The 20,600-nt window shown below is 58.3% G+C and carries 18 protein-coding genes; 10 read left to right on the top strand and 8 right to left on the bottom strand.

Annotated elements, in window-relative coordinates; genetic code table 11:
• Window positions 1-69 precede the first annotated feature (69 nt).
• From rlmKL to rmf, 6 genes are all read left to right on the top strand, one after another.
• Window positions 70-2,187, top strand: a complete 2,118-nt coding sequence (gene rlmKL / locus GKQ23_RS16210; RefSeq protein ID WP_212408859.1) for a bifunctional 23S rRNA (guanine(2069)-N(7))-methyltransferase RlmK/23S rRNA (guanine(2445)-N(2))-methyltransferase RlmL — start codon at window positions 70-72, stop codon at window positions 2,185-2,187.
• 6 nt (window positions 2,188-2,193) lie between these two features.
• Complete coding sequence (locus tag GKQ23_RS16205; protein WP_056236842.1) at window positions 2,194-4,107, top strand: ABC transporter ATP-binding protein; 1,914 nt, start codon at window positions 2,194-2,196, stop codon at window positions 4,105-4,107.
• A gap of 31 nt (window positions 4,108-4,138) precedes the next feature.
• The gene (pqiA, locus tag GKQ23_RS16200; RefSeq protein ID WP_212408858.1) at window positions 4,139-5,413 is read left to right on the top strand and encodes a membrane integrity-associated transporter subunit PqiA; all 1,275 of its coding nucleotides are present in this window, start codon (window positions 4,139-4,141) and stop codon (window positions 5,411-5,413) included.
• Window positions 5,400-7,040 (top strand): intermembrane transport protein PqiB, encoded by a 1,641-nt coding sequence (gene pqiB, locus GKQ23_RS16195; protein ID WP_056236838.1) that lies wholly within the window; start codon window positions 5,400-5,402, stop codon window positions 7,038-7,040. Before pqiA ends, pqiB begins: the two co-directional genes overlap by 14 nt.
• Entirely contained in the window at window positions 7,040-7,603 is a 564-nt protein-coding gene (gene pqiC / locus GKQ23_RS16190; RefSeq protein WP_212408857.1) for a membrane integrity-associated transporter subunit PqiC, read from the top strand. The genes pqiB and pqiC overlap by 1 nt, the downstream gene beginning before the upstream one ends.
• Before the next feature lie 276 nt (window positions 7,604-7,879).
• Window positions 7,880-8,047 (top strand): ribosome modulation factor, encoded by a 168-nt coding sequence (gene rmf, locus GKQ23_RS16185; protein WP_072166377.1) that lies wholly within the window; start codon window positions 7,880-7,882, stop codon window positions 8,045-8,047.
• A gap of 115 nt (window positions 8,048-8,162) precedes the next feature.
• Here rmf and fabA read toward each other — a convergent pair whose 3' ends face one another.
• Together fabA and GKQ23_RS16175 are read right to left on the bottom strand one after the other, a co-directional pair.
• Window positions 8,163-8,681, bottom strand: a complete 519-nt coding sequence (gene fabA / locus GKQ23_RS16180; RefSeq protein ID WP_056236835.1) for a bifunctional 3-hydroxydecanoyl-ACP dehydratase/trans-2-decenoyl-ACP isomerase — start codon at window positions 8,679-8,681, stop codon at window positions 8,163-8,165.
• 68 nt (window positions 8,682-8,749) lie between these two features.
• Window positions 8,750-10,504 carry a Lon protease family protein gene (locus tag GKQ23_RS16175; protein ID WP_212408856.1) on the bottom strand — a complete coding sequence of 585 codons (1,755 nt, stop codon included), beginning with the start codon at window positions 10,502-10,504 and terminating at the stop codon, window positions 8,750-8,752.
• A 185-nt stretch (window positions 10,505-10,689) separates the two neighbouring features.
• Here GKQ23_RS16175 and matP point away from each other — a divergent pair, with 185 nt between their 5' ends.
• Window positions 10,690-11,145, top strand: a complete 456-nt coding sequence (gene matP, locus GKQ23_RS16170; RefSeq protein ID WP_056236831.1) for a macrodomain Ter protein MatP — start codon at window positions 10,690-10,692, stop codon at window positions 11,143-11,145.
• Between the two features lie 105 nt (window positions 11,146-11,250).
• Here the strand turns inward: matP and ompA are convergent, their stop codons facing one another.
• Together ompA and sulA are read right to left on the bottom strand one after the other, a co-directional pair.
• A complete protein-coding gene (ompA, locus tag GKQ23_RS16165) occupies window positions 11,251-12,321 on the bottom strand; it encodes a porin OmpA (RefSeq protein WP_056236830.1) in 1,071 nt (356 codons plus the stop codon).
• Window positions 12,322-12,665: 344 nt separating this feature from the next.
• A complete protein-coding gene (sulA, locus tag GKQ23_RS16160) occupies window positions 12,666-13,172 on the bottom strand; it encodes an SOS-induced cell division inhibitor SulA (RefSeq protein WP_212411864.1) in 507 nt (168 codons plus the stop codon).
• A gap of 213 nt (window positions 13,173-13,385) precedes the next feature.
• On the opposite strand from sulA, the gene GKQ23_RS16155 reads away from it, so the two are divergent.
• On the top strand, window positions 13,386-13,997 hold the full coding sequence (locus GKQ23_RS16155) for a TfoX/Sxy family protein (RefSeq protein WP_056237169.1): 612 nt from the start codon (window positions 13,386-13,388) through the stop codon (window positions 13,995-13,997).
• Window positions 13,998-14,010: 13 nt separating this feature from the next.
• Here GKQ23_RS16155 and yccS read toward each other — a convergent pair whose 3' ends face one another.
• Both yccS and GKQ23_RS16145 read right to left on the bottom strand, forming a co-directional pair.
• Window positions 14,011-16,146: a YccS family putative transporter gene (gene yccS, locus GKQ23_RS16150; protein ID WP_212408855.1), complete on the bottom strand. Its 2,136-nt coding sequence runs from the start codon at window positions 16,144-16,146 to the stop codon at window positions 14,011-14,013.
• 9 nt (window positions 16,147-16,155) lie between these two features.
• On the bottom strand, window positions 16,156-16,602 hold the full coding sequence (locus GKQ23_RS16145) for a YccF domain-containing protein (protein WP_101505598.1): 447 nt from the start codon (window positions 16,600-16,602) through the stop codon (window positions 16,156-16,158).
• Between the two features lie 130 nt (window positions 16,603-16,732).
• On the opposite strand from GKQ23_RS16145, the gene helD reads away from it, so the two are divergent.
• Window positions 16,733-18,787 (top strand): DNA helicase IV, encoded by a 2,055-nt coding sequence (helD, locus tag GKQ23_RS16140; protein WP_212408854.1) that lies wholly within the window; start codon window positions 16,733-16,735, stop codon window positions 18,785-18,787.
• Between the two features lie 12 nt (window positions 18,788-18,799).
• Here helD and GKQ23_RS16135 read toward each other — a convergent pair whose 3' ends face one another.
• Both GKQ23_RS16135 and GKQ23_RS16130 read right to left on the bottom strand, forming a co-directional pair.
• Entirely contained in the window at window positions 18,800-19,258 is a 459-nt protein-coding gene (locus GKQ23_RS16135) for a methylglyoxal synthase (protein WP_212408853.1), read from the bottom strand.
• 82 nt (window positions 19,259-19,340) lie between these two features.
• Window positions 19,341-19,982: a DUF2057 family protein gene (locus tag GKQ23_RS16130; protein ID WP_056236822.1), complete on the bottom strand. Its 642-nt coding sequence runs from the start codon at window positions 19,980-19,982 to the stop codon at window positions 19,341-19,343.
• A 197-nt stretch (window positions 19,983-20,179) separates the two neighbouring features.
• Here GKQ23_RS16130 and GKQ23_RS16125 point away from each other — a divergent pair, with 197 nt between their 5' ends.
• On the top strand, window positions 20,180-20,599 hold the full coding sequence (locus GKQ23_RS16125; RefSeq protein ID WP_056236820.1) for a CoA-binding protein: 420 nt from the start codon (window positions 20,180-20,182) through the stop codon (window positions 20,597-20,599).
• The last annotated feature ends 1 nt before the right edge of the window (window position 20,600 follow it).

Here is a 20,600-nt window from a genome sequence, read left to right as displayed (position 1 = left end):
GATCTTTATGACATGGCGCTCCGATTAGCTATAATGCGCAGCAATTTTCTGAAGACGATAAGTGACGCTATGAATTCTCTGTTTGCCAGTACGGCGCGTGGGCTCGAAGAGCTGTTAAAAAGTGAACTGGAAGCGCTGGGAGCGGAAAGCTGCCAGATCGTCCAGGGCGGCGTACATTATCAGGGCGACGATCGTCTGATGTACCAGAGCCTGATGTGGAGCCGTCTGGCTTCACGCATCCTGCTGCCGCTGACCGAATGTGGGGTTTACAGCGATCTGGATCTTTACCTCGGCGTGCAGGCGATCGACTGGCCGGCGCTGTTCGGCAGCGATAAAACCTTTGCCGTGCACTTCAGCGGCCTGAACGAGGTGATCCGCAACAGCCAGTACGGTGCCCTGAAGGTGAAGGATGCCATCGTTGACAGCTTTACCCGTAAAAATCTGCCGCGTCCGGACGTGGATCGCGAGCAGCCGGATATCCGCGTTAACGTCTGGCTGAATAAAGATACCGCCAGCATCGCGCTGGATTTGAGCGGCGATGGCCTGCACCAGCGCGGCTACCGCCAGCAGACCGGTGCGGCCCCGCTGAAAGAGACGCTGGCCGCCGCCATCGTGCTGCGTTCCGGCTGGCAGGCCGGTAGCCCGCTGGTCGATCCGATGTGTGGTTCCGGCACGCTGCTGCTGGAAGCGGCGATGATCGCCTGCGATCGCGCGCCGGGCCTGCACCGCAACCACTGGGGCTTTACCGGCTGGAACAAGTTTGACGCCGGGCTGTGGCAGGAAGTCAAAACCGAAGCGCAGGTGCGTGCCCGTAAAGGAGCAAAAGAGACCACTTCGCGCTTCTTTGGTTACGATAACGATTCCCGGGTGATTGAAAGCGCGCGCGCTAACGCCCGTCGTGCCGGCGTGGCCGACCTGATCGCCTTCACCGCGCAGGACGTACTGAAGCTGACCAACCCGCTGCCGGAAGGCCCGGCGGGCACGGTGGTCAGCAACCCGCCCTACGGCGAGCGTCTGGAGAGTGAACCGGCGCTGATTGCGCTGCACAGCCAGCTGGGCCGTATTATGAAAAGCCAGTTTGGCGGCTGGAACCTGTCGCTGTTCAGCGCCTCACCGGAGCTGCTGAGCTGCCTGCAGCTGCGCGCCGATCGCCAGTTTAAGGCGAAAAATGGCCCGCTGGACTGCGTACAGAAAAACTATCAGCTGGCGGCCAACCCGTCAGGCGGCGCCGTGGCACAGCTGGCAGATGATTATGCCAACCGCCTGCGTAAGAACCTGAAGAAGCTGGACAAATGGGCGCGCCAGGAGGGCATTGAGTGCTACCGTATTTACGACGCCGACCTGCCTGACTACAACGTGGCGGTCGACCGTTACGCCGACTGGGTGATTATTCAGGAGTACGCACCGCCGAAAACCGTCGATGCAACCAAGGCCCGCCAGCGTCTGTTTGACGTGATCGCCGCTACGCTCAGCGTGCTGGAGCTGCCGGCCAACCGTCTGGTGCTGAAGACGCGTGAAAAGCAGAAGGGCACCAGCCAGTACCAGAAGATGAACGAGAAGGGCGACTTTTTCGAAGTGCGCGAGTTTGATGCGAAACTGTGGGTGAACCTGACCGACTATCTCGATACCGGGCTGTTCCTCGATCACCGCATCGCGCGTAAAATGCTGGGCAAGATGAGCGCCGGCAAAGATTTCCTTAACCTGTTTGCCTACACCGGCAGCGCCAGCGTGCACGCCGGCCTGGGCGGCGCGCGCAGTACCACCACCGTTGATATGTCGCGCACCTACCTGGAGTGGGCCGAGCGCAACCTGCGGCTGAACGGCCTGACCGGCCGCCAGCACCGCCTGATGCAGGCGGACTGCCTGAGCTGGCTGCGCGACGCCGACGAACAGTTCGACCTGATCTTTATCGATCCGCCGACCTTCTCCAACTCCAAACGCATGGAAGAGAGCTTCGACGTACAGCGCGATCACCTGGCTCTGATGAGCGATCTGAAGCGTCTGCTGCGCAATAACGGCACCATTATGTTCTCGAACAACAAGCGTGGTTTCAAAATGGATCTGGCCGGCCTTGCCGCGCTGGGCCTGGAAGCCCGCGAAATTACGGACAAAACCCAGTCACAGGATTTTGCCCGCAACCGTCAAATTCACAACTGCTGGCTGCTGACGCACGCCGGTAAGGAATAAAGAGTTATGTCATTAATCAGTATTCATGGCGCTTACCTCTCATTCAGCGACGCGCCGCTGTTGGATAACACTGAGCTGCACATCGAAGAGAACGAGCGCGTCTGTCTGGTCGGGCGTAACGGTGCCGGCAAATCCACGCTGATGAAAATCATCAACCGGGAACAGCCGCTGGACGACGGGCGCATTATTTATGAGCAGGATTTGATCGTTGCGCGTCTGCAGCAGGATCCGCCGCGCAACGTGCAGGGCTCGGTGTATGATTTCGTCGCCGAAGGCGTGCAGGAGCAGGCTGAACACCTGAAGGCGTATCACGCGATTTCCCATCTGGTGATGGAAGATCCGAGCGATAAGAACCTCAACGAGATGGCGCGTCTGCAGACCATCCTCGATCACCAGAACCTGTGGCAGCTGGAGAGCCGTATTCACGACGTGCTCAAGCAGATCGGTCTGGAGCCGGACGTTGAGCTGTCATCGCTCTCCGGCGGCTGGCTGCGTAAGGCGGCGCTGGGGCGTGCGCTGGTCAGCAACCCGAAGGTGCTGATGCTCGATGAGCCGACCAACCACCTGGATATTGAGACCATCGACTGGCTGGAAACCTTCCTGAAGACCTTCCAGGGCAGCATTATCTTTATCTCTCACGACCGTTCGTTTATTCGCAATATGGCGACGCGAATCGTCGATCTTGACCGCGGTAAGCTGGTCTCCTGGCCGGGCGACTACGACCTTTACCTGCTGAGCAAAGAGGAAGCGCTGCGCGTTGAAGAGATGCAGAACGCCGAATTCGACCGCAAGCTGGCGCAGGAAGAGGTGTGGATCCGCCAGGGCATCAAGGCACGCCGTACCCGTAACGAAGGTCGCGTACGTGCGCTGAAGGCGTTGCGTCGCGAACGTTCTGAACGCCGTGAAGTTATGGGCAAAGCCAACATGCAGGTGGAAGAGGCGAGCCGCTCCGGCAAGATCGTCTTTGAGCTGGAAGATGTCGCTTACGGCATCAACGGTAAACAGCTGGTGAACGGTTTCTCCCGTCAGGTACAGCGCGGCGATAAAATTGCCCTGATTGGCCCGAACGGCTGTGGTAAAACTACGCTGCTCAAGCTGATGCTCGACCAGCTGAAGGCCGACAGCGGCCGTGTACATATCGGTACCAAGCTGGAAGTGGCCTACTTTGACCAGCACCGTGCCGAGCTGGATCCGGACCGGACGGTGATGGACAACCTGGCGGAAGGCAAGCAGGAGGTAATGGTCAACGGTAAGCCACGCCACGTGCTGGGCTACCTGCAGGAGTTCCTGTTCCATCCGAAGCGCGCAATGACCCCGGTGCGCGCTCTGTCGGGCGGTGAGCGTAACCGCCTGCTGCTGGCACGCCTGTTCCTCAAGCCAAGCAACCTGCTGATCCTCGATGAACCGACCAACGACCTGGACGTTGAAACGCTGGAGCTGCTGGAAGAGCTGATCGACGGCTATCAGGGCACCGTGTTGCTGGTCAGCCACGACCGTCAGTTCGTCGATAACACCGTGACCGAGTGCTGGATTTTTGAAGGCAACGGCGAGATCGGTGCCTTCGTTGGTGGCTATCATGATGCCCAGCTGCAGCGCAGCGCCTTTAAACAAACCCGTGCGGTTACTAAAGGCAGCAGCGCCCAGCCGCGTCAGGAAAATGTAAAAGCGGAAACGGCCAAAAAACCGGTGGCAAAGTTGAGCTACAATCTACAGCGTGAGCTGGAGCAGCTGCCGCAGAAAATGGAAGCGCTGGAAGCCACCCTGGAGTCTTACCAGGCGCAGGTGGCGGACGCCAGTTTCTTCAATCAGCCCCGTGAGGTAACGCAGCCGGTACTGGATGCGCTGGCCGTTGCGGAAAAAGAGCTGGAAGTGGCCTTTGAGCGCTGGGAATACCTTGAGTCGTTAAGTAACGGCGAATAAGGCAGTGAGTTAAATTCACCGAGGGTCAGGTATGTGTTCGTCGCACCACGCGCATCACTGGATGCTCTGTCCGCAGTGTGACCTGATGACACAAATGCCAGAACTCCGGCCGGGCAGCAAAGCAAGCTGCCCGCGTTGTCATACCACACTCCAAATGAACTGGGTTGAGCCGCGCAGGCGGCCAACCGCCTATGCGCTGGCGGCGCTGTTTATGCTGCTGCTGGCCAACCTTTTTCCCTTCGTCAATATGCACGTTGCCGGTCTGAGCAGCGAAATTACCCTGATGCGTATCCCTTCGGTTATGGTTGCGGAGGACTACAGCAGTCTGGCGACGCTGTTCCTGCTGTTTGTCCAGGGCGTACCTGCACTGTGCATGGTGGCGATCCTGCTGCTGGTTAACCCGCTGCGGGTGCCGCCAGCGTTGAAAAAAACGCTGGCGCGCACGCTGTTTCAGCTGAAAAGCTGGGGCATGGCGGAGATTTTCCTCGCCGGCGTGCTGGTCAGCTTCGTCAAGCTGATGGCCTACGGCGATATCGGCATTGGCCTCAGCTTCGTGCCCTGGTGCCTGTTCTGCCTGCTTCAGCTGCGCGCTTTCCAGTGCATCGACAGGCGCACGCTGTGGCAGCAGGTGGCGCCGTTGCCGCTGTTGCCTACAAAACCGGTGCCGGCCATCAGCGGTCTGCGTCAGGGTCTGCGTTCCTGCACCTGCTGTACCGCGGTGCTGGCCAGCGACACCGCTATCTGCCCGCGCTGTGGCACGCACGGGCATGCGCGGCGCAAGCACAGCCTGCAGTGGACCATGGCGCTGCTGATTACCTCGCTGGTGCTCTATATTCCGGCTAACCTGCTGCCGATTATGGTCACTGAAGCGCTGGGCACTCAGATGAACTCGACCATTATGGCCGGGGTGATCCTGTTGTGGAGCGATGGCTCTTATCCGGTGGCGCTGGTGATCTTTATCGCCAGTATTATGGTGCCGTCGCTGAAAATGCTGGCGATAGCCTGGCTGTGCTGGGATGCCAACGGGCACAGCATGAAACCGCGAGACAGCGACCGTATGCACCGCATCTATGAGCTGGTTGAGCTGGTGGGCCGCTGGTCGATGATCGATGTGTTCGTGATTGCCGTGCTCTCTGCGCTGGTGCGTATGGGGCGGCTGATGAGTATTTACCCGGCCACCGGGGCGCTGCTGTTTGCGCTGGTGGTGATCCTGACCATGTTTGCTGCCATTACCTTTGATCCCCGCTTAATCTGGGATCGGACCAGAGAAAAAAGTCTTGAGGAGTCTTCACGTGACGGACAATAACCACGCTACCGCAAAGGTAGATCAGATTAAACGCTGGTCACCGGTGTGGATCATTCCGATCGTCACCGTGCTGATCGGTGCCTGGATCCTGTTTTACCACTTCAGCCATCAGGGGCCGCTGGTGACGCTGATCACCACCAACGCCGAGGGCATTGAAGGGGGGAAAACCACCATCAAAAGCCGCAGCGTCGACGTTGGCGTGGTCGAAAGCGCCGTGCTGACCGACGATCTGCACCATGTCGAGATCACCGCGCGGCTGAATTCCGGTATGGAAAAGCTGCTGCGCGAAGACAGCGCCTTCTGGGTAGTGAAGCCAGCCATCGGCCGTGAAGGCATCACCGGGCTGGGCACGCTGCTCTCCGGGGCCTATATCGAGCTGCAGCCGGGTTCAAAAGGCGAACGTGCCGAGCAGTATAAGCTGCTGGATGCGCCGCCGCTGGCACCGCCGGATGCGAAGGGTATTCGTATTACGCTGGACAGCAGCAAGGCCGGACAGCTTAACGCCGGCGATCCGGTGCTGTTCCGCGGCTACCGCGTCGGCTCCGTGGAGACCAGCGCCTTTGACGCCGACAAACGCCTGATGACCTATCAGCTGTTTGTCGCCGCGCCCTATGACCGCCTGATCACCACCAACGTGCGCTTCTGGAAGGACAGCGGTATCGCGGTGGATATGTCAGCGAACGGCATGCGCGTCGAGATGGGCTCGCTGACTACGCTGTTCAGCGGCGGGGTCAGCTTTGACGTCCCGGACGGCTGGGACCGTGGAGAGCTGGCGCAGAACAAGGCGGAATACAAGCTGTTCGACGACCAGCGCAGCACCCAGGATTCGCTGTATACCGACCATAAAGACTTCCTGCTGTTCTTCAACGACTCGGTACGCGGCCTGCAGGCCGGGGCGCCGGTGGAGTTCCGCGGCATTCGTTTGGGTACCGTGGCAGAAGTGCCGTTTACCGCGCCGGGCATCGCGCAGCGCCTGAACAACGACTACCGCATCCCGGTGCTGATCCGCATCGAACCGGACCGTTTCCGCAAGCAGCTGGGTGACGACTTTAACTTCGAAGAGCACCTTAAGGACGGGATCCGATCCGGCCTGCGCGCCTCGATGAAGTCTGCTAACCTGCTGACCGGTTCGCTGTACGTCGATCTGGATTTCTACGCTAACGCCAAAGCTGTTACCGGCCCGACCACTTTCGCTAACTATGAGCTGATCCCGACCACCAGCGGTGGCCTGGCGCAGATCCAGCAGAAGCTGATGGAATCACTGGATAAGATCAACGCGCTGCCGCTGAACCCGATGGTGAATGAGGCGACCGGTACGCTGAAAGAGAGCCAGCGCACGCTGCGCGAGCTGCAGAAAACGCTGGATAATCTGAACAAGATCACCTCCAGCCAGTCGATGCAGCAGCTGCCCGCCGATATGCAGGGCACGCTGCGTGAGCTGAACCGCAGCATGAAAGGCTTCCAGCCGGGCTCACCGGTTTACAATAAGATGGTCGGCGATATGCAGCGTCTTGACCAGGTGCTGCGCGAGCTGCAGCCGGTATTACGCACGCTGAACAGCAAGAGCAACGCGCTGGTATTTGAGGCCAAACCTGGCGAAGACCCACAGCCGAAGAGGGCGAAATAATGATGAAATGGATGCCGGTTGCGCTGGCACTGGTGCTGACCGCCTGTAGCAGCACCAGCGAGACCCGTTACTACCAGCTGCCAAACCTGACGGTAGCTGGTACCGCGGTTAGCAGTCAGGCGCAGATGCGCCCGCTGTGGGTTGAACACGTTGCGGTGCCCGATTCTCTGGCGGGCAACGGCGTGGTTTACCAGACCAGCGACGTGCAGTACGTGATTGCCAGCAGCAACCTGTGGGCCAGCCCGCTGGATCAGCAGCTGCAGCAGACGCTGGTCAGCAACCTGAGCGCCGCGTTACCCGGCGCGCTGGTGACCACCACTCAGCCCGCGGCGGACCACGATACGCTTAACGTGACGGTGACCGGCTTCCAGGGCCGTTATGATGGCCACGTAGTGGTCAGCGGTGCCTGGGTGCTGGAGCATGATGGACAGCTGCGCCGGCAGAGCTTCGCCATTACCCTGCCGCAGCCGGAGGATGGCTATGACGCGATGGTGCGTACGCTCGCGCAGGGCTGGCTGCAGGCCAGCCGGCAGATGGCTAATGCGATTGCTGCAAAACCTTAATTAAAATCATTACTTAGTGCCTAAGCCTTTGATTTTTGAAAATTCAGAATTTTCAGAATCAAAGGTTTTTTTTCGTCCCGTCAGCAGGTTAGGGTGCTTTTCGCTAAAAAAAGTCACGCTGATTACGATTTTTTTACGTCACTATTATGACGCTGGCGTGAAAATTGCGCGTTGATCTTTCATTTTAGCCGGGGTAAAACTGTCCTGTGGTTGCGCACAATCTAACCACTGTTTTCTTTCCACCAGATTCCAAGACTCAGATGAGGGAAACGCGGCATGAAGAGACAGAAACGAGATCGCCTGGATCGGGCACATTCAAGAGGTTATCAGGCCGGCATTACCGGGCGCTCTAAAGAGATGTGTCCATACCAATTACTGGATGCACGATCTCACTGGTTGGGAGGCTGGCGACAGGCCATGGAGGACAGGACGGTTAACGCGTAACCCCTGTTCACAGAAAAGGAATGAACCTCCGCTTAAGCGGAGGTTTTCGTTTTATACCCCGCGGTTTACCCGGCACGGCAATCTTCTGCCGGGGGTGAACGCGGGGGCAAAACTATCAGAACGCGGTGGTGTCTTTAAACAGGCCCACTTTCAGGTCGGTGGCTGTATAAATAACGTTACCGTCAACCAGCACTTCACCGTCTGCCACGCCCATTACCAGCTTGCGGTTGATCACGCGTTTGAAGTGGATGCGGTAAGAGACTTTCTTCGCGGTCGGCAGCACCTGACCGGTAAATTTCACTTCGCCCACGCCCAGCGCGCGGCCTTTACCTTCAGCGCCTAACCAGCCGAGGTAGAAGCCAACCAGCTGCCACATGGCATCAAGGCCGAGGCAGCCAGGCATCACCGGATCGCCGATAAAGTGGCAGCCGAAGAACCACAGGTCCGGATTGATATCCAGCTCTGCTTCCACGAAGCCTTTACCGTAGTTACCGCCGTCTTCGGTCATTTTAACTACACGGTCCATCATCAGCATATTGCCGGACGGCAGTGGCGGGCCTTCAGCACCGAACAGTTCACCGCGACCAGAAGCGATCAGGTCTTCTTTTGTATAGGATTCGCGTTTATCTACCATATTCTCTATAAGCCTTATTTTAATGAAGCACGAAGTTTAGCGAACACGTGTAAGCTGAGCAAGCCCTGTCAGCGCTGGTTGAACCAGTTTAACCAGCGCAGCGGCCAGGGGCGCTGACGCGCGTCTGGCAGGTTAAATTGTGCGATACGCTCCTGAATGGATTGTAGCAGGCAGGGCTGCTTCTCTTTATACCACTCCACGCCGGTTAACAGCGGCAGCGCCTCTTCCACGCCTGAGACGGCCCACAGGTGGAATTTACCCTCACGCACCGCGTCCACCACCTCCTGCTGTAACGAGAGATGACGCACGTTGGCCGTCGGGATGATAATCCCCTGGCTGCCTGACAGGGTGCGCTGGTTGCAGATGGCGAAGAAGCCTTCAATTTTTTCATTCAGGCCGCCGACCGGCTGCACGCGGCCAAACTGGTCTACGGAGCCGGTGACCGCAATCTGCTGATTGATCGGCTGGTCTGCCAGGGCACTGACCAGCGCGCAGAGTTCAGCCAGCGAGGCGCTGTCACCGTCCACTTCGGCGTAGGACTGTTCAAACACAATCGACGCCGAGAAGGGCAGTTGTTGATCCAGGTCCAGTTCGGCCATCAGCCACGCCTGCATGATCATCATGCCCTTGGCGTGAATATTACCGCCCAGCTCGGCCTTGCGCTCAACGTCGGTGAACTCACCGTCGCCGATGTGTACCACGCAGCTGATGCGTGACGGTTCGCCAAACGCCCGCGGATGGCCGGGAAATTCGATCACCGACAGGGCGTTAATCTGGCCAACGGCCTCACCCTCGGTTTCAATCAGGATCTGATCGAGCAGGATGTCATCACGGATCCGCTCACTAAGGAAGCCTTCACGCCATTCGCGGGTGGTCAACGCGTCGCTGAGGTTTTCACCGCTGAGCAGGCCGGCCTCACTGTACAGGGCGGCCTCCTGCAACTGGCTGGTCAGCCACAGGGGATCGAGCGGCAGCGTATCCTGATCGCCGGTGTAACGCGCGCCTTCACGCACCAGTAACGGCCAGAAGTCGGCAGCCGGGGCCTCATAGCCCAGATCCTGAGCGATACCGGTCACCCACTGTTGCCACTGGCTGAACTCTTCATCTTCCGCCAGCTGAATATTTTCTTCAAATTCAGCGTACAGCGCCTGCGCGGCCAGTTCCGGCTCGATCTCCTGGAAATCGGCCAGCACGTCGCGTTCGCCGATCAGCAGCAGGCGGAAACTCAACGGCATCGCGGGTATCGCCAACGGCAGCGGGCGGGTTTCATCCTGCGAGTACCAGATGAACTGGCCGGTGGTCAGCATCTGCTTCAGCCGCATCCACAGCAGCGGCTGTGCCACCAGCGTGCGCAGCGACAGGATCAGCACACCGCCGTTGGCCTGGTGAACCAGCCCCGGCGTCAGCTGGACGTTGCCCTGGTACTGGCGCACGCAGCCAAACAGCTGCTCGGCTTCAATCCAGTCGGCGCAATGGACGCCGCCTTCACTGGCGAACGGCTCGCCGGTGCTCTGTGCCGGATGCCAGTGAACGGTCGTACCGTCGATCTGATAAGAACCACCATACAGCGCACCCGGTTCATCCTCGTGCAGGGAGGAGAGGATACGGTGCAGTAAAGCCAGATATTCAGCACTTTCGGCACATTTAACCAGCATAAGCGGTACTTTTGCCGGGGTTTGCAGGAACAGGTTCAGGCCATTAAACAGGCGCGACTGTACCGAGGCAAAGCACTCTGCATCGGCAACAACGTCCTGGGAAAGAAGATGTTGAAAGCGTTCAGTATCGGGCTGTAGGGCACGCCACTCGAGTTGGTTGCTGGTCAAAGTTATCGTATTTTTCACATTGGAATAAAAGCAGCATTATACAATAATTCAGCCTGTTAAGCACCGCAGACATGCGCTTACGCGGCGGCAGACACATTATTCATCTCACCTCGTCGGTTTTCTTTACTGCCAGATGAAAAAAAGCTGTTATTCTTAAGTCGTTATGTGATCAGCATGAGATTCCGATGAAATATCAGCAACTGGAAAATCTTGAAAGCGGGTGGAAATGGAAGTACCTGGTGAAAAAACACCGCGAGGGAGAATTGATCACGCGTTATATTGAGCAGAGCGCCGCCCAGGCGGTGGTGGAGGAGCTGCTGGCGATGGAGAACCGGCCGGTTGACGTCGCCAACTGGATTGCTGCACACATCAATCCGCTGCTTGAAAACCGGATGAAACAGACCATCCGCGCCCGCCGCAAGCGTCATTTCAATGCGGAACATCAGCACACGCGTAAGAAATCCATCGATCTGGAGTATCTTGTCTGGCAGCGCCTTGCCGGTCTGGCCCAGCGTCGTGACAGCACGCTGTCGGAAACCATCGTGCAGCTGATTGAAGATGCCGAACGCAAAGAAGAGTACGCCAGCCAGATGTCTTCACTGAAGCAGGGACTAAAGGATATGCTTGGCAAACCGGAGTAACGTCAGGAACGGTACGTTAACCCGATGCAGGTATCGCCCGTACTGCACAAAATCAGGACAATAAAAAACCCCGCAGAGCGGGGTTTTTTTGCATCACGGGATGACTTAAGCCTGTGGCTGAGTCACAACGTCTTTGATGCCTTTAACTTCGATCTCTACACGACGGTCTGGCGCCAGGCAGTCGATCAGGGCCGCACGGCCTTTCACGCTGTCACAGGTGCTGCCGGTAACCGGGTTAGATTTACCCTGGCCACGTGCAGAAACTTTGTTAGCCGGGATACCTTTAGAGACCAGGTAGTCAACCACAGACTGAGCGCGCTGCTCAGACAGTTTCTGGTTGTACTGCTCTGAACCGATACGGTCGGTGTAGCCCAGAACAACTACTGAACCGTCTTTCGGATCCAGGTTGCTCAGCTGGGTGTACAGCTGATCCAGAGCCTGCTTGCCTTCTGGCTTCAGGGTAGATTTGTTGAAGTTGAACAGCACGTCAGACTTCAGAGTGAAACGCTTGGTTTCAACAACTGGAGCCGGGGCTGGTGCCGGAGCAACAACCGGTGCAGCAGCTTCTTCCTGACCGAAGCGGTAAGAAACACCTACGCTCAGCAAGGCGTTGTCAGGACGGGTGCCCACAGTACCGGCGTCGCCGATATTGTTGGTCCACTGGTAGTCCAGACGGGTAGCCCACTCAGGGGTCAGTGCGTATTCAACACCAACCGCGGCCAGTGGAGAAACACCGGTGTCGTGGTCAGAGATGCGGCTGCCATCAGAACGTTTCTGAGTGGAGTCTGCACGCCATACCATACCACCCAGACGGGTGTACACGTCCAGGTTGTCCAGCACTGGGTAGCTCAGTTTAGCTGCCAGCTGCACGCCCTGCGCTTTGAATGCGCCATTGGTCACGGTGCCTTTGTAAGGCATACGGCCCAGCCAGTCATAACCCAGCTCGAAGCCCAGGTACTGGTTAGCCTGATAACCACCGAATGCACCCGCGCCCAGCTGATTTTCGTGGGTAGGACCATTGTTGTTTTCGTAACCGTTACCGTAGTAACCTGTGTCATGGTACTGAGACCAGCCCAGTTTAGCACCGGTGTACCAGGTGTCATCTTTAGGGGCGGCCTGCGCTACGGTAGCGAAGCCAGCCAGTGCCACTGCAATTGCGATAGCTGTCTTTTTCATTTTTGCGCCTCGTTATCATCCAAATAGGCAATGAGCTTAAAATAAGCTCTTTGGTTATCCTTGCCGGGCTATGAGCTCATTTATGACTCTTCCAAAAAAGGAGGTTTTTGAGCACCCTGGCGAGATAAAGTCTACAACGTACCGGCAAACTTACAAGTAAGATGTGAGGCCACTCAGCAAAAAAAGGGCGTTTCTTACAAAACTTTTAACATTTCCGAGTGAATTCTGAGGGTGAATGACGGTCTAAATCCCCAGCCAAATCATCCCTGAGCCCCGGTATGACATAATCGGAGGCCCGCACGGCATTGCACAACGAAAAATCCTGAGAAAAATCCTATTTTTACTTAATGATACAAACTCGAGTGAATTTTTAATCCTTTTAACGGTCTCTCCTGCGCAGAAACTGAGCGTTCTGGCCGCATAATTAAACCAAGCGCCTGGCCTGAACCGGCGGCGTGCTCCAGCCGCTGCCGGTCGATTTCTGATATTTCCTCATCAAACCAGCCCAGCACCACACTGTAATTTCCGGTTTGCAACGCTTTGATCATCGCTTCCACGGTCGCAATCGAACCTGAGTGGGGGGCCTGCATCATTTTTTCCAACGGCAGCCCTGACTGCAGCAACCAGTGACGGCTTAGCTTTTGTTGCGGGTTTAGCCACAGCTGCCAGCGAGACTGGGTACTCAGTTGCTGCAGCAGCGGCAGAAGTAACAGCTGAGTCATGCCGGGTTGATTCTGACTGTAAACCAGTTCGCTGACCATGCCGCTGGCGCAGGCAGGGGAGGGGGTGCCGCGCGCTGCTCCATGCCAGGTGCTGTTAACAGACTGAGATTTCAGGGAATGAGTACGCATGATGTCTTCGCTCACGTTGTTACTGTATGAATGTACAGTATATGGCTGCTGAGCAAAGATCAACCTTATTTTTTGATGACGTCTCTCAAAATCGCAATCTAAAACGGCGTTATCTAAATTATTGATTGAACGAGTAACAGGGGAAGCGGCATCCTCAGTGCGTTGATTTAAAGGAAGTTGTGAGAGTTTTCTTAAGCTACGCGGAGGATGATGATGAAAAGTTCAAAGGATAGAATTGAAGCCACCAAACAGCGTCTGGCCGCGCTGGGCTGCGTGGAATCACGCACGCAATTTGGCGGCTATTGTCTCTCGGTAGAAAAGACCGTATTCGCGGTGGTGGCGGAGGGGGAACTCTACCTGCGGGCTTGTGAGCAGGTGCAGCCCTACATCGCGGAACGTAAAATGGTGCCGCTAAGTATGCATAAGCGCGGCGTGCCGGTTGAGATGAACTACTATCGGGTAGACAACGCGCTCTGGTCGGACAGCGATCAACTGGTGGCGCTCTCCAGCCTGTGCCTGAAAGGTGCCCAGCGGCAGCGCGAGGCGCGCATCAGCAACCGGCGGATCAAAGATCTGCCCAATATGGGGTTTCGTATGGAGATGCTGCTGCGCCAGGTGGGTATTTATACCATCAACCATCTTCGTCAGCAGGGAGCGAAACAGTGCTGGCTGAAACTACGGGCCTGCAATAAAAACCTTGGCCTTGCCGCACTCCTCGCGCTGGAGGGGGCAATTGTCGGCCGCCATTACGAAGCCCTGCCGCGTGCGGTGAAGGAGGAGCTGCGCATCTGGTTTTACATGAATGCGCAGCGCGATCGGCGATAACCGGTCTGGGCCGTTAACGGCTGGCGAGATGCCTGTTAAGCCGGGCAATTTCAGGCAGCAGATCGACCAGTAAACCGACCTGCTGCAGCACCAGCGGCTCTTTGGTATTAACCTGGCTCTCCTGGTGTTGAATACGCTCGGCGAGATTGTCGATCATCCTCTGCGCGCGGTCTTCACTGGCGACGTCCGCGTGCAGAATGTCATCGACATAGCAGACGGCATCATCCAGCAATTGCAGCATCTCGTCGCTTTCCAGCCGTTCACGGTGCGCGCCCAGTGCGGAAATATAGCTGAGGAACAGATGGTTCAGGCCCAGCAGTCGAAACGCCGCTTCCCGCAATGCCCGGTCGCTTTTGTTATCGGCTGACAGGCTGGATACCACCGATGCCAGCTCGGCGTCCGCATTGTGCGCATCGCGCCGGGCCACACGATAGTCGAGCCGGTTATCTTTACCCTGATGATACTGCACCAGAATCGCATCCAGATAGCGGCAGTTGGCGTTCAGGGTGCGCTGTGCCACGACGGGCAGCCGGCGGAATCGCCAGTCAGGCCAGATAAACATCACCGCCAGCCAGGCAATACCGCAGCCCAGCAGGGTATCGATGATGCGCGGCAGCGCCACCTCAAAGCCCTCGCCCAGCAGGTTGAAGCAGAACAGCACCAGCAGGGTGATAAACAGGGTGGCATGTGCGTACTGCACGGTGCGGAAGGCAAAAAACAGCACGCCGAACAGCACGATCAGCAGCAGTTGCCCCTCGGTGGAGGGAACCAGCCACAGCAGGGGCAGACCAATGGCGATGCCTGCCAGCGTACCGAGAATACGCAACGTCAGCCTTCGGCGCGTGGCGCTGTAGTTGGGCTGGCAGACGAACAGGCTGGTCAGCAGGATCCAGTAACCATGCTGCAGCCCGGTCAGCTGAATAAAGGCATAGCCGGTGCATAGCAGCAGCGACAGGCGCACTGCATGGCGAAACAGCGGAGATTCCGGGCTGAGATGGCGGCTGAGCCGCAGGCGGATATCCCCCCAGCCGGTCAGCCCGTCGCTGGACAGCCGCTGATCGGACGGCGCTGTGCCGGGCGGGCTCTGTTCGGACTCAATCGTGGCCAGCTGGGCGTCGATCGCCTTCAGGTTATTGAGCAGATAGTGCATCGCCTGCAGCTCGGTGCTGTCCGGCTGCTGGCCGTCCAGACGCGCCAGCGTGGCGTTGAGGTTGTGGAACATCCGCTCGAAGCGCACATCGTGCTGGTAGGGCACGCGTAGCAGGATCGCCTGCGACAGCTGCTCACAGGCGCGTGCCTGCAGCGTCAGCAGACGCTGGAAGCGAAACAGGATATCGCTGGCCCCCCATGACTGACGCAGGTGGTGGTACTGCACGTGCGACGAGCTGGCGCGTTCGTGTATATCCTGCGCGACAAAATAGAAGTGCAGCGTGCGCCGGGTGCCGCGCTGGCCCCGATCGCCGCGCAGGCGCGACTGAATCGAACTTTTCGCCTGGTTTAGCACAGCCACCAGTTTGCTGTTCTCCATCGCTACGGCTATCAGCGCCTGGCGGTCATCCTGCTCCAGGTCCGGGTCAAACAGGCTGGCTTTCGCTTCCAGGTACTGCGCCAGCTGGCTGAAGCAGCGGGATAGATTATCCTGCAGCGGGCGGATCGGAAACAGCAGGTGTCCGCTCAGGGTCAGCAGGTTGTACCACACGGCCCCCAGCAGCAGCAGCAGCGGCTGCAGATACCACTGCTCAAACAGGTTGATGCCAAGCATGGTATAAATAGCGATCAGCACGGCGCCAAAGGCGATTGTGGCGTAACGCGGCCCCAGTGCACCCAGTAAAATAAATCCCCAGCTGGAGATCGCCAGTCCGACCACAAACAGCCACGGATGGGGGAATAACAGCTCCACGGAGACCGAGGCGATGCAGAAACAGGTCAGGGTGATCAGCAGATTACGCAACCTGCCGCTCAGGCGATCGTCGAGGTCGGTCAGCGCCGCCGCCACCACACCAAGGGTCAGCGGAATGGTCCAGCTAATCTGATCCAGCCACCACGGCAGCGCCGCGGTGCCGGCCAGCGCCAGGGTAATGCGCAGGTTATACAGCCAGCTGGTATTGAAAGCGTAGCGGTGCAGCCCGCGGGTGATGAGTGCAGTCATTCCCGGATCTTAGCGGAACTGTCCGCGCGCACGGGCTTCGCGCGCGGCGCGGGCCACCTCGACCGACACCACGCGGCGGCCTACCGGCCACAGCGCAATGGCCGCGATTTTCAGATTGGCGATACCAACCGGAATGCCAATAATAGTGATGCACTGCGCGATACCCGCCATAATATGCATCAGGCACAGCCACCAGCCGAAAAAGATAAACCACAGGATATTCAGCAGCGTGCCGCCGGAGTTGAGCAGCGCGCTTTTGCCGCCCGGATTAAGTTCATCGACGTGAACGGCTTCGTTGCCAAAAGGCAGCAGCGACAGTTTGGTGATCTCCCAGCAGGAGCGGGTGAGCGGCAGCGTGAAGATGAAGATAATGCTGACTACGGTGGCCAGTAGCCAGGATAGCGTGGTCAGAAAGCCACCAAGAACAAAATTCAGAATATTGAGAACTGCGCGCATCGCGGGGCTCCTTCTCAGACAGGGTGTCAGGACAATCGCTTGATTGTAACGTGTTTTAGCACTGGAGCGGTATCGCCGCGCCCGTTAAACTGTCGTCAGAAGAAAATAACCGCAGCCCAGGGGCACCGGAATGGAACTGAAAGCAACGTCGCTGGGCAAACATCTGGCACAGCATCCCTATAATCGCGTGCGGCTGCTGAACGCGGGCGTCGAGGTGAGCGGCGAAAAGCATGAGTACGTTATCCCGTTTAACCAGCTTCTGGCCGTCAGGTGCAAGCGTGGGCTGGTGTGGGGAGAGCTGGAATTCTCCCTGCCGGATGACAAAGTGGTGCGTTTACACGGTACCGAATGGGGTGAAACTCAGCGTTTCTTCCACTACTTCAGCCAGGCGTGGCAGCAGTGGAGCGAAGAGATGAGCGGCATTGCCGCCGTCGTGCTGGAGGCGCAGGCCGGACGTCTGCGCGAGCTGGAACAGCAGGACCGCTGGCTGAAACGGGCGGATATCAGCAGCTTTCAACAGCAGATTGCTGACACCTTTGCCGCCCTGCCGCTGCCCGTTGACCGTCTGATGGACTTTGACGCCTGCAGCGAGCCCTATGAGTACTGCCTGCGGTGGCTGCAGGACAGCGAGAGCCAGCGGCAGACGCGTAACGGTGCATGGACCCGGCGCATGCTGCAGCAGTACGCTGATTTCTTCGACGGTGTGGAGAGCTCGCCGCTGAATGATGCACAGGCGCGGGCGGTGGTCAACGGCGAGGAGTCGGTGCTGGTGCTGGCCGGAGCGGGCAGCGGTAAAACCTCGGTGCTGGTGGCGCGAGCCGGCTGGCTGCTGCTGCGTAAGCAGGCGGTCGCCAGCCAGATCCTGCTACTGGCCTTCGGCCGCCAGGCGGCGCAGGAGATGAACGCGCGCATCAGTGAACGGCTGCACAGCGACGAGATTGAAGCCCGCACCTTCCATTCGCTGGCGCTGCTCATTATTCAGCAGGGCAGCAAGAAGTCCCCGAAGGTCAGCCGTCTTGAAAGCGATACCGACGCCCGCCATCGGCTGCTTATCGACGCCTGGCGTCAGCAGTGCAGCGAGAAGAAGGCGCAGGCCAGCGGCTGGCGGCAGTGGCTGACCGATGAGCTGGAGTGGCAGCTGGACGACGGCAGTTTCTGGCAGGATGACCGGCTGGCTAAAAAACTGGCCAGCCGGCTCGACCGCTGGCTGGGGCTGATGCGCACGCACGGCGGCGCGCAGGCGGCGATGATCGACAGCGCGCCGGAAGCGGTGCGCGATCTGTTCAGCAAACGTATCCGGCTGATGGCGCCGCTGTTGAAAGCGTGGAAAAACGCGCTGAAGGAGGAGGGGGCGGTGGATTTCGCCGGCCTGATCCATCAGGCGGTCAATATTCTGGAAAAAGGCCGTTTTGTCAGCCCGTGGAAGCATATCCTCGTCGATGAGTTTCAGGATATCTCCCCGCAGCGGGCCGCGCTGCTGTCTGCGCTGCGGCGGCAGAACAGCCAGACCACGCTGTTTGCCGTCGGTGATGACTGGCAGGCAATTTACCGCTTCAGCGGCGCCGAGATGACCCTGACCACCGCGTTCCATCACTACTTTGGTGAAGGTGATCGCTGCGTGCTCGACACCACCTACCGCTTTAACCAGCGCATCGGCGAGGTGGCCAACCGCTTTGTGCAGAGCAACCCGCATCAGTTAAAAAAGCCGCTCAACAGCCTGACGAAGGGCGGTGCTAAAGCGGTACAGCTGCTGCCGGATGACCAGCTGGAAGCGCTGATTAATAAAATGAGCGGTTACGTAAAAAGTGGCGAACGAGTGCTGCTGCTGGCGCGCTATCACTATCTGCGGCCGCCGTTGCTCGATAAGGCTGCGACCCGCTGGCCTAATCTGACGCTGGATTTTATGACCATTCATGCCAGTAAGGGGCAGCAGGCGGATTACGTGATCCTGCTGGGGCTGAGCGCGGGTAAAGAGGGCTTCCCGGCCGCGGCACGCGAATCGGTAATGGAGGCGGCGTTGCTACCCCAGGCAGAAGATTTCCCGGATGCGGAAGAGCGGCGGCTGGCCTACGTGGCGCTGACCCGCGCCCGTCACCAGGTGTGGCTGATGGTCGATCGCCAGCAGCCTTCGGCCTTTGTTGCAGAGTTAATTCGTCAGGGCGTTCCGCAGCTGAGAAAACCCTGACGTCAGCGGGCGTTACTTCAGACGTTGCTGCAGGTAACGCTCGTAGTCTGGGATCTGAATGGCCAGCTCGCCGGAGAACAGCGGTGAACTGATAATGAAGTCGGCCGTCGCCAGGTTGGTGGCCACCGGAATGTTCCAGACGGTGGCCAGCCGCAGCAGGGCCTTAACGTCAGGATCGTGCGGTACCGCGTTAAGTGGGTCCCAGAAGAAGATCAGCACGTCGATCCTGCCTTCTGAAATCAGCGCACCCACCTGCTGATCGCCGCCCATCGGGCCGCTGAGCATGGCGGTGACCGGCAGTCCTGTAGCGCGCTGCACCAGATTGCCGGTGGTGCCGGTAGCGTAAAGCGTATGGTGCTGCAGCAGCGTTTTGTGGGCGGCTACCCACTGCATCAGAGTGTCTTTACAGTGGTCATGCGCCACCAGCGCAATATGTTTACTCGGCGCGAGGGTACGGGTTGTCTGGTCCATTCAACTTTCCTGTGAGCAAAGAGGGTGATGTTATTATCAGGTCAAACAGGGAGTTGAGTGTAGCGCCAGCGGCAAAGCGGGATCAACTGGTATGCAGCGCCTTCAGCAGCATCACAAAACGCTGGCGGGTGGCGGAGTCCACCTGCTGATACCACAGGTGCAACATACGCTCGGCGGCGCTGTGGCTGTCGGCCATCTCTGCGGCCGGTGGGCCGGCCAGCGCTGAACGCTGCCCTGACTGTGCGAAACGCGGCACCGAGGCAATTTTACCGGTGAGGTTGTACTGGATCATCACCTGTTCCGCATCGCCGTTGATCGGCTGCAGCAGCCGGTCGCGCTTGCTGGCTATTTCATTACCCTGCTCATCGACCAACCTGAACTGCGGCTTTTTATCAAAGGCCCTGCCGTCGTGTGGCGTACCGATCGCCGGGAACTGGATCACTACCGAGCGGCTGTTGGTGATAAAGGTGACGATCTGTGGCGCTGAGCGCCAGGTGTCGCGCTGGTGGGCCAGCGGATTAAGGTTTTTTTCCAGGCGGAACAGCAGCTGATGTTCACCACGTTCCAGTTCCAGCCCGTCGGCGCCTTTCAGGAGAGATCCTGAAATCCGGCGCCCGTCAAGCACCAGCAGGTCCAGTTCAGGGGAGAGTTTTAACGTGGTGGCGGGTACCGCGGCGGCAACCAGCATCATGACCAACCCGGTGATAACCTTATACAACTTCATTGTTTCTCCAGCCCGGTCAGCGACGGCATAAATTCGAATGTATCAAAGTCTTTCAGTATGGCAGCATATTAACATTTTAAAATATTTAATCGTGCTATATATCATAAAACGCACAACCGGGATCGGCGATCCCCGGATGGCGTCGCCCGTGTCAGCCACACTCTCTGACACGCTTTATCAGCAAATGGAGACCTTAGATGAGCGATCAAACGATTACTGACGTGCTGAATACCACCCGCAGCATTGCGCTGGTGGGGGCCAGTGACAATCCGGCGCGCGCCAGTTACCACGTGATGGCGTTTCTGCTGGCGCAGGGCTATCAGGTGATCCCGGTCAGCCCGAAGCTGGCGGGAAAGGAGCTGCTGGGGCAGAAGGCGTACGCCAGGCTGGCCGATATTCCGCAGCCGGTAGACATGGTTGACGTATTCCGCAATTCTGAAGCCGCGTGGGGGGTAGCGCAGGAAGCGATCGCCATTGGCGCTAAAACGCTGTGGCTGCAGATTGGGGTGATCAATGAACAGGCGGGTGTACTGGCGGCTGACGCCGGACTGAAGGTAATAATGGATCGCTGCCCGAAGGTAGAGATACCGCGGCTGGGGCTGCTGAAAAGCGCCTGAA

It is taken from the genome of Erwinia sp. E602 (assembly GCF_018141005.1).
In the GTDB taxonomy this organism is placed as follows: Bacteria; Pseudomonadota; Gammaproteobacteria; order Enterobacterales; family Enterobacteriaceae; genus Erwinia.
Note: the sequence above shows the minus strand (reverse complement) of the source record. Positions and strands in the feature narration are given on the sequence as shown.